6 protein-coding genes are annotated in these 7,602 nt (G+C 63.0%); 3 read left to right on the top strand and 3 right to left on the bottom strand.

From position 1 onward, the window contains the following. Positions 1 to 632, bottom strand: a 632-nt coding sequence (locus tag AB4Z11_RS16765) for an FAD-binding oxidoreductase (RefSeq protein ID WP_442026377.1), incomplete at its 3' end; no start/stop codon positions are given. A 162-nt stretch (positions 633 to 794) separates the two neighbouring features. Here AB4Z11_RS16765 and AB4Z11_RS16760 point away from each other — a divergent pair. Then, positions 795 to 1,532: an alpha/beta fold hydrolase gene (locus tag AB4Z11_RS16760; protein WP_442026376.1), complete on the top strand. Its 738-nt coding sequence runs from the start codon at positions 795 to 797 to the stop codon at positions 1,530 to 1,532. Here AB4Z11_RS16760 and AB4Z11_RS16755 read toward each other — a convergent pair. Then, the gene (locus tag AB4Z11_RS16755; RefSeq protein ID WP_442026375.1) at positions 1,501 to 4,908 is read right to left on the bottom strand and encodes an indolepyruvate ferredoxin oxidoreductase family protein; all 3,408 of its coding nucleotides are present in this window, start codon (positions 4,906 to 4,908) and stop codon (positions 1,501 to 1,503) included. The two genes, AB4Z11_RS16760 and AB4Z11_RS16755, sit on opposite strands and share 32 nt — an antisense overlap. A gap of 130 nt (positions 4,909 to 5,038) precedes the next feature. Between AB4Z11_RS16755 and AB4Z11_RS16750 the strand changes: the two genes are divergently transcribed. After that, complete coding sequence (locus AB4Z11_RS16750; RefSeq protein ID WP_442026374.1) at positions 5,039 to 5,509, top strand: Lrp/AsnC family transcriptional regulator; 471 nt, start codon at positions 5,039 to 5,041, stop codon at positions 5,507 to 5,509. Here the strand turns inward: AB4Z11_RS16750 and AB4Z11_RS16745 are convergent. Continuing rightward, positions 5,472 to 6,827, bottom strand: a complete 1,356-nt coding sequence (locus AB4Z11_RS16745; RefSeq protein ID WP_442026373.1) for a mannitol dehydrogenase family protein — start codon at positions 6,825 to 6,827, stop codon at positions 5,472 to 5,474. The genes AB4Z11_RS16750 and AB4Z11_RS16745 overlap by 38 nt on opposite strands. 104 nt (positions 6,828 to 6,931) lie before the next feature. On the opposite strand from AB4Z11_RS16745, the gene AB4Z11_RS16740 reads away from it, so the two are divergent. Continuing rightward, complete coding sequence (locus tag AB4Z11_RS16740; protein WP_442026372.1) at positions 6,932 to 7,525, top strand: TetR/AcrR family transcriptional regulator; 594 nt, start codon at positions 6,932 to 6,934, stop codon at positions 7,523 to 7,525. Positions 7,526 to 7,602 lie beyond the last annotated feature (77 nt).

Raw genomic sequence — 7,602 nt, 5'->3', positions numbered from 1 at the left:
CGCAAGGTGATCTCGGTGATGACGCCGAGCGTGCCTTCGGAACCTGTCAGTAGATGTACCAGGTCATAGCCTGCGGACGACTTGCGGGCACGCGAACCTACACGCAGCAGACTGCCGTCCGCCATCGCCACTTCCAGGCATTGTACGTTGTGCGCCATTGAACCGTAGCGGATCGTGGTGGTGCCGGAGGCGCGGGTGGACACCATGCCGCCAATGGTGGCGTTGGCGCCGGGATCGACCGGAAAGAACAGGCCCGTACCCTTCAGGTAGGCATTCAGGTCTTCGCGCGTAATGCCCGGCTGGACCACGCAGTCGCTGTCTTCCGCATTGACCTGCACCACGGCGTTCATGCGCGACATGTCGATGCAGATGCCGCCGAAAGGCGCGCTGACATGGCCTTCGAGCGAGCTGCCCGCGCCGAAAGCAATCACCGGTACGCGATGCGCATTGCACAGGGCGAGGATGGCGCAGACCTCGTGTTTGTCCAGCGGCCAGACTACGGCGTCCGGCGGCAGGCTGGTGGCGAGACCTTCACCGCGCGCATGCTGCTCGCGCACGGCGTTCGAAACACTGACGCGGTCCGCATAGCGGTCCTGCAGTGTCCGGATGACTTCTTCTACGGCTGGCTTCATGGTCTCCTCGTTTGCTTTGTTTTGAGCCAGAATACAAGTGTTTTTCAAAACATGTCAAACATGTTGTATAAGTTTTGTTGGCGGGATGGCACAAACGCATCTTATTTACGCGGAATTGCGGTAACCTGTCCAACAAGTAGACAATCATAAGAGGAGACTTTCTTGAAACCGACCATCATTCTTGTTCACGGGGCAACATTGAACGGCGCCTCATGGGCGCCTGTGCGCCGTGCGCTCGAACCTGATTTCAATGTGCTGACGCCTGATTTGCCTGGCCACGGTGCGCGGCTCAACGAAAGGTTCACGCTGCAGGCAGCCATCGATACGGTGGTAGCGGCGGCGAAGTCGGTGGCGCCGGCGCCGGTCATCCTGGCTGGCGATTCGCTGGGTGGCTATACCTCCCAGGCCGCGGCCAGCCATCTGCCGCGTGAGCAATTGAAGGGGCTTGTGTTAGGCGGCAGCAGCCGCGATTTTTCCGGACCGAGGCTGTGGCCCCATTTGCTGAAGGCGTGGTTGTTCCGCCTGATGTTTGCGGTGAAGGATGAACGCAAACTGGTGGCCGAGAAAATGCCGGGTCTGCTGGCGAACGAATTCGGTCTGGCCCCGGCGGATGTACAGGCCACGATGAATTCGGGGATGAGTCTCGCGGTATTTCCGCAGGCGATGGGGGCGCTGCACAAGATCGACTTCCGCAGAATGGTGTCCGCGATTCCGCAGCCGATCCTGTTTGTGAACGGTGAAACGGATACCTTCCACGTGAGCGGTGAGGCGAGCTACGCGGGATCGGCGCAGCACGCCACGACCTACCGCTTCCCGGACTGCGACCATGGCGTAAGCCTGCGCCGCAGTGCCGAGTTTGCGGAGTTGATCAGGCAGTTCGCGTTGCGCGTTCTGAAGTGACCGCGCGCGGCGTGTGCTGCCATTGCTGCAGCTTGCGCCGGTATTCTTCCATCGCCTGCTGCTTCACGTGGCCAAAGCCACGAACCTCCTGCGGCAGGCGCGCCAGTTCAAGCGCCGATTCATAGCGGGAGCTGTCCATGCGGCCGCATTCCTGCTCGATGAGGTGCATGAATTCCTCCGCCATGGCACGCTCGCTGCGGCGTTCCTCCGTGTAGCCGAAGATGTCGAACGCTGTGCCGCGCAGGCCCTTCAGGCTAGCGAGAGCCCGCATCGCGCTGAAGATCCAGGGACCGAACTTGCGCTTGCGGCGCGACAGCAGCGGTGGCGCAAGCCACAGCGACAGCTTGCGATGATCGGAGAATTGCGCCGCCAGGCTGGCGCGGAATTCTTCGCTGCTGTACAGGCGCGCAACTTCGTATTCGTCTTTATAGGCCATCAGGCGATAGGCGCTGATGGCAACCTGGCGGCTGAAGTCATCCTTGCCCGGTGCCACGCGCGCTTCGGTTTCGCGCGCCAGTGTGACCAGCGCGCCAAAGCGCTGCGCGTAGCTGGTGTCCTGGTAGGCCGTCAGATCGCTGACGCGTGCTGCCATCAGCTCGTCCAGGCTTTGCGTGGCCGGCGTGACGACAGCAGGTGCCGGGCGCACGCGTTCCAGCACGTCCGGGTACTCGGCGGCGATACGGCCCCATTGGAAGGCGCTCAGATTCAGCGCAACGGCGGCGCCATTCAGTTCGATGGTGCGGCGCAGGGACTCCAGCGACAAGGGCAGCAGTCCGCGTTGCCATGCATAGCCCAGCATCAGCGTGTGCACGACGACGGTGTCGCCGAACAGTGCCTGCGCCAGCGCATTTGCTTGCAGTGTATGGAAGCGCTCCGCCTGGCAGCGCTGACGGATGCGGGCGCGCAGCAGGGCCGATGGCTGTGTGGCGTCGCGATTGCGGACGATTTCGGAGGTCGGCGTTTCATCCAGATTAAGCACTGCGCCGGAACGCTGCGACGACAGGCGCGCGGCATTGTCGGCGGAGGCGGCAACTACCATGTCCGCCGCCAGCATCAGATCCAGCGCCCCATTGCCGATGCGGACAGCGCCAATTTGCTCCGCACTTGGCGCCAGGCGCACCTGGCTCACGACCGCGCCGTTCTTCTGCGCCAAGCCCGTAAAATCCAGCACCGTGGATGCTTTGCCTTCCAGATGTGCGGCCCCGCCCAGCAAGGCGCCCAGCGTCAGCACGCCGCTGCCACCGATGCCTGCAACCAGTACGTTGAACGGGCCATCCAGCGCCGGAATGTGCGGCATGGCCAGACTGGCGGACAGCTCGGCTTCCAGCGCTTTCAGACGCGTGGTGTCGGGTTTGCGCAGCTGCGGACCTTCAACGTCCACAAAGCTGGGACAGAAGCCGTTCACACAGGAGAAGTCCTTATTGCAGGCGTTCTGATTGATTTTTCGCTTGCGGCCGTAGGCAGTTTCCAGGGGCTCAACCGAGATGCAGTTCGACTGCACGGAGCAATCGCCGCAGCCTTCGCACACGCGCTCATTGATGAACAGGCGGCGTTCCGGATCGGGCATGGCCTTGCGCTTGCGGCGGCGGCGCTTCTCGGCGGCGCAGGTCTGTTCGTAGATGATGGCAGTCACGCCGCGCACTTCGCGCAGCGTGCGCTGTACCTCATCCAGCTCGCTGCGGTCGTGGACGGTCGTACGTGGTGCAAGGGCCGCGTCGCTTTGCCAGCGTTCGGGATTGTCGGACACCAGCGCAATACGCTGCACGCCTTCCGCATGCAGCTGGCGCGTGATGCGCGCCGGATCGATCACGCCTTCCGCGGCCTGGCCGCCCGTCATGGCCACGGCGTCGTTGTACAGAATCTTGTAGGTGATATTGGTGTTGGCCGCCACCGCAGCGCGGACCGCCAGCAAGCCGGAATGCTGATAGGTGCCGTCGCCGAGGTTCTGGAAGATATGCCCGGTCGCGGAGAACGGCGCGGCGCCCATCCACTGCGCGCCTTCGCCGCCCATTTGCGAAAAGGTCGGCGTCTTCAGCTCCGGCTGCGACAACGCCATCACATGGCAACCGATGCCGCCGCCCGCCATCGAGCCTTCCGGCGTACGAGTGGAGCTGTTGTGCGGGCAGCCGGAGCAGAAGTAGGGCGCGCGCACCGGGATCACGGCGGCAGCGAGCGGCGTAGCAGAACCTTCCAATGCCGCGAGACGTTGGCGCAGCAGCGGCAGCGCGTCGCCAAAGCGGCGTGCCAGCGCCCGTGCCACAATGATCGGGCTGAATTCGGAAATCTCGGGCAGTACCGTGCCGCCCTCGCCATCGCTCTTGCCAGTGATGCGCGGACGAACGGCCATGCCGTACAGCGCGTCCTTYAGCTGCGCCTCCACGTTGGCGCGCTTTTCTTCGATGACCAGCACTTCCTCGTGGCCGCTGGCGAAAGCGCTGGCGCCTTCGGTTTCCAGCGGCCAGCTCATGGCGACCTTGTAGACCGAGATGCCCATCTGGCGCAGCTGAGCGTGATCCAGTTGAAGATCTTCCAGCGCCTGAATCAAATCCTGATGCGCCTTGCCGACGGTGATGATGCCGAAACGCTTATGTGGCGCGGCAATGATGCTGCGATCGATACCGTTCGCACGCGCCCACGCACGCGCGGCGGGCAGACGCTCTTCGATCAGGCGCCGTTCCAGCTCGGCGCGTTGTGCGGGCCAAGCCAGTTTCGGGTCCCAGTTCAGACCATGCCGCGGCAGCGGCGCATCGGGCAGGCGGTAAGCGGGCATGCCGTCGAGCGACACGGTGGCCGCTGTTTCAATCACTTCCGCAATGGTTTTCAGCCCGACCCATAAGCCGCAATAGCGGGAGAGGGCAATGCCCGCAAGGCCCAGTTCAATCACCTCGCGCACGTTCGCCGGCTGCAGCACCGGCATGGACGCAGCATGGAAGATACCGTCGGTCTGGTGCGGATACATCGACGACTGCGCGGCGTGGTCATCGCCCGACACGGCCAGTACGCCGCCCAGCGCCGAAGTACCGAGCATGTTCGCAGTGCGGAACACATCGCCGGTGCGGTCCACACCTGGCCCCTTGCCATACCAGATACCGAACACGCCATCGACCTTGGTTTGGCCGTACGCCTTATGCATCTGCGCGCCCCACAGGGCCGTTGCGGCCAGGTCTTCGTTCAGGCCGGGCTGGAACACGATGTCGTGCGCGGCCAGGTCTTTCGATGCCTTCCACAATTGCTGATCGTAGGCGCCGAGCGGCGAACCGCGATAGCCGGAAATCAGGCCCGCGGTATTCAGTCCGGCCGCGCGGTCGCGGYGGCGTTGGATCATCGGCAGCTGGACCAGCGCCTGAATCCCGCTGAGGAACATGGTATTGCTCATGATGTGTCTCTGTAGTTATCGAATACCGAAAATGGTACGGCAAGGTCCAGAGTGAATTTCACTGAAATGACTAGTAATTCATGAGATCATTAGTTGAATCTGACTAATAATATCTACAATTGAGGTAAATATGACTAACGGGCCAGAGCTCGATAAAACCGACCGCAAAATCCTGAAAGTGCTGGCGCGTGATGGCCGCGTGGCCTGGAGCGAGTTGGCGGAGAAGGTTGGGCTGTCACTGACGCCCACGCTGCGGCGCGTGCGCCAGCTGGAGGAGAATGGTTATATCCGCGGCTACGTTGCGCAGCTGGATGAAGGACGGCTGGCGGGCAAGGTCAGCGTGTTTGTGGCGGTCACGCTGGTCACGCAATCGGAAGAAGTCATCGCGCGCTTTGAGGAACAGATTGCGCTCGCGCCGGAAGTGATGAGCTGCTTTCTGATGACGGGCGACGCGGACTACACCTTGCGCGTGGTGGTGCCGGATCTGGATGGGTACCAGCGCTTCCTCACCCGCACGCTTACGCGCATCCCCGGCGTGGCGCATATCAAATCGAGCATCGCGCTCAAGCAGGTACTGATGCGGCCATCGCCTTTGCTATAGCGCTGCGCAGCGTAGCGTGGTCCGCCAGCTCGGCCCAGATCGAGCGTTGCGCGCAGAAGGATTCAACCGGATCTCGCGCCATACAGATCGCGTTGGCGACCTGCTGGTCGCGCGCCTGATCGTGGTAGGGCGTTTGCAGCTCGCCGCGATGCCAGCGCAGCAGCACTTGCAGGAACAGGGCCGGCAGCAGCGCCACCGCATCGAGCGGCAGGCCGCGTACGATGCGCTCCCGAATCGTCGGCACAATGAAACCAGGCAGCTTGGCGAAGCTGTCCGCCAGCACGCGCTCCACCGTGTCGCTCATGGCGTCGCTGCTGAAGCGCACCAGCACCAGGTCGCGATAACGGGCAAGATCGATGGGGCTTGGACGCAGGCAGTCGAATACCGCGCCGGTAATGTAATGTTGCGCGATGGCGTGAATGCGGGGATCGCGCAGCGCTTCGTGGATGTACTGGTATCCCGCTAGCGCGCCGGCCCAGGCGATGGCGCTGTGGGCGGCGTTCAGGATGCGGATCTTCGCTTCCTCGTAAGGCTCGACCGCAGCGACCAGTTCCGCGCCCACATGCTCCCATGCCGGACGGCCATTGCAGAAGTCATCCTCGATCACCCATTGCAGATACTCTTCGCAGCTGACCGCCATCGGGTCTTCGCGCCCGGTCGCGGCGCGCACACGCGTGCAGACTTCCGGTGTGGCGCGCGGCGTGATGCGGTCCACCATGGTGTTCGGCACGCGTGTGTTCTGGGCGACCCACCTGGTCAAATGACTGTCGCCGAGCAGGGCGAGGAAATGCTGGAGCCCGCGCTGCACACGGCGCCCGTTGTGGCGCAGATTGTCGCAGCAGAGCAGGGTGACCGGCGCCGTGCGCTCGCGCAGGATGGCGGTGAGCACGCTGTAGATATTCGTGCCGGGGAATCCGGCTTGCGCGTCGGCCAGGGCTTGCTGCAGCTCGCCAGCCGACAGATCCAGCCGGCCGTCGTCGTCGAGGAAATAAGCTGCTTCCGTGACGGTGAAGGAAATGATGCGCGTGTTGCTGTCAGCGCCGAGTGCGACGACTTCGCGCAGCCCCGGCGCATAAGGAATCGCATCGGACAGTGCGCTGATCGTGGCGTATCGCCGGCCGCCGTTCGGACTGACCGTCTCCAGCGTGTAGCGGCAAGCTTGCGCGCGCAATCCGGGCGCGGGGTCCTGCGCATCGGGGCGTATATTTGCGCTGACCATTCGCCAGCTGGTATCGCCGCTGTCGTGCAAGGCCTGTAGATAGGCTGCCTGGTGCGCGCGGTGAAAAGCCCCAAGGCCCAGATGCAAGATCGTATTCATAACCTGTCGTATATGTTTGACGGAAAATTTGCAAAATTGTGGATTTGTTCGGAGATATTACAGTAACATGTATGACAGGTTAACTGAAAAAATGGGAGATTTGGATGATCCCTCGCAAATCGGAGACAACCCGCGCCGCCATCCTGGACCACGCTTTATCGGTCGCAAGCCATGGCGGGCTGGAGGCACTAACCCTGGGATCGCTGGCCGATTCCATGAAGATGAGTAAGAGCGGCGTGGTGGCGCGCGTGGGTACCCGCGAGACGCTGCAACTGGCGGTGCTGGAAAACTATCGGCGCCGCTTCGAATCGGAGGTGATGTCGCCGGCGCGCCGCGTGAATCCGGGCCTGGCGCGGCTGCGGCGCCTGTTCGACACCAGCTTGCAACAAGTGGCGTCCGGCTCGACCGCCGGTTGCTTCTACATCAGCTGCGCGTATGAATATGACGACCGGCCGGGCACCGTGCGGCACGAACTCGCGAGCAGTGTGCGGGCGTGGCGCGAGGCCTTCATCAGCAACGCACGGCTGGCTGTCGCAGAGCGGCAGCTCGCAGCTGGCACCGATCCGGAACAGCTGGTCTTTGAGATCTATGCCTTGCTGCTGGCGGCGCAGCACGATACCCGCCTGCTTGAGCGTGAAGATGGTCTGGCACACGCGCGTGCGGGCTTTGAACGATTAGTGGAGCGTGGCCATGTATGACATCGATGCCGCACTGCAGGGAGTGATGAAGGCGCTGTCCGACGCTTTGCCGGCGATTCCGGCGCGGGATCTGGAGC

It is taken from the genome of Pseudoduganella sp. RAF53_2, assembly GCF_052113985.1.
Classification (GTDB): domain Bacteria; phylum Pseudomonadota; class Gammaproteobacteria; order Burkholderiales; family Burkholderiaceae_D; genus Rugamonas.
The sequence above is the reverse complement of the archived record's forward strand: the minus strand, read 5'-3'. Positions and strand labels throughout refer to the sequence as shown.

Bases quoted from the DNA above. Each gene is read 5' to 3' on its own strand.
- AB4Z11_RS16750 (WP_442026374.1), top strand. From the start codon at position 5,039: ATGACTAACGGGCCAGAGCTCGATAAAACCGACCGCAAAATCCTGAAA.
- AB4Z11_RS16745 (WP_442026373.1), bottom strand. From the start codon at position 6,827: ATGAATACGATCTTGCATCTGGGCCTTGGGGCTTTTCACCGCGCGCAC.
- AB4Z11_RS16740 (WP_442026372.1), top strand. From the start codon at position 6,932: ATGATCCCTCGCAAATCGGAGACAACCCGCGCCGCCATCCTGGACCAC.